The sequence below is a fragment of the Pseudomonas sp. 05N434 genome (assembly GCF_056396965.1).
In genome coordinates, this window is the sequence record NZ_JBFTMK010000873.1 from 1 (window position 1) to 1,269 (window position 1,269).

Annotated in this window: 1 protein-coding gene and 1 pseudogene; both read right to left on the reverse strand. The window is 57.1% G+C overall.

Annotation, left to right across the window (positions count from 1 at the left end; genetic code table 11):
* Nucleotides 1-299 (reverse strand): annotated as a pseudogene (cheR, locus tag AC1DLB_RS30295) (protein-glutamate O-methyltransferase CheR); the annotation flags it as partial.
* 46 nt (nucleotides 300-345) lie between these two features.
* A partial coding sequence (locus tag AC1DLB_RS30300; RefSeq protein WP_477786318.1) for a chemotaxis protein CheV occupies nucleotides 346-1,269 on the reverse strand: 924 nt, incomplete at its 5' end.

Below are 1,269 nucleotides of genomic sequence, written 5' to 3' on the forward strand. Positions count from 1 at the left end.
GGGCTGGCCTTGATCGCTTCAGGCAATACCTTGTTCTTCAAGACTTCAAACGGATAGGTGTCACGAAACCACAGGGTTTCGTTGGTCGTCATGGCATCCACCACCATCTCGCGCAAACCGCTGCGCGGCTGGGTCTGGATGCGCTGAACCAGCTCACCCAACGATTTGATGCCCTGCTGTTCCATCAGTTTGTTGAGACGGCTCGAGACCAGATATTGCTTGTTTTCACCGAGCAAAATGCCACAGGCTTTTTCCAGGAATACCCGGAACTGTTCGAAATCCAAATTACCCGTAGACAAAGATACCGCCTCTTAAATCGTGTTGACCGCCAGGGGCAGAAGGCCTCTAGCTGTTATCTGCTGCTTTGATCCGGTCGACTACCCGGGATGCCAGGTCATCAGGACGGAACTTGGCCAGGAAGTCATCGGCACCGACCTTCTTGACCATCGCCTGATTGAACACTCCCGACAACGAAGTATGCAGGATGATATGGAGCTTTTGCATGCGCGGATCGGCGCGGATCTCGGCCGTCAGGGTGTACCCGTCCATCTCCGGCATCTCGATGTCGGAGATCATCATCAGGAACTCTTCTTCCGGCTTCTTCCCCTCGTCAACCAGCTTGCGCAGGTAATCCAGCGCTTGCCGGCCGTCGTTCAACGCCACCACTTCGACACCGATCGTTTGCAGGCAACGGGTCACCTGCTTGCGTGCCACCGACGAGTCGTCGACCGTCAATACGCGCAAAGAGAGCGCCTTGTGCTGGGTCTCAACATCGACCACGCCCACCGAAATCGCTTCCGGCGTCGGCGCCACTTCCGCCAGCACCTTCTCGACGTCGATGATTTCGACTAACTGGTTGTCGACCCGAGTCACAGCCGTCAGGTAGTGATCGCGCCCCGTGCCCTTGGGTGGCGGATGAATCTCCTCCCAGTTCATGTTGACGATGCGCTCCACCGACCGAACCAGGAAACCCTGGGTCTTGGTGTTGTACTCCGTGATGATCACGAAGGGATTGCTCTGGTCCAGCAACCGACCGGCACCGGTCGCCATCGCCAGATCCAGGATCGGAATGGTTGCCCCCCGAATATTCGCCACACCGCACACGACAGGACTGGACTTGGGCATCAGGGTCAGCTTGGGGCATTGCAGCACCTCGCGAACCTTGAACACGTTGATCCCATACAGCTGCTGGCCGTCGAGACGGAACAACAACAGCTCAAGGCGATTCTGCCCTACCAGTTGCGTGCGCTGGTTCACCGAATCCATTAC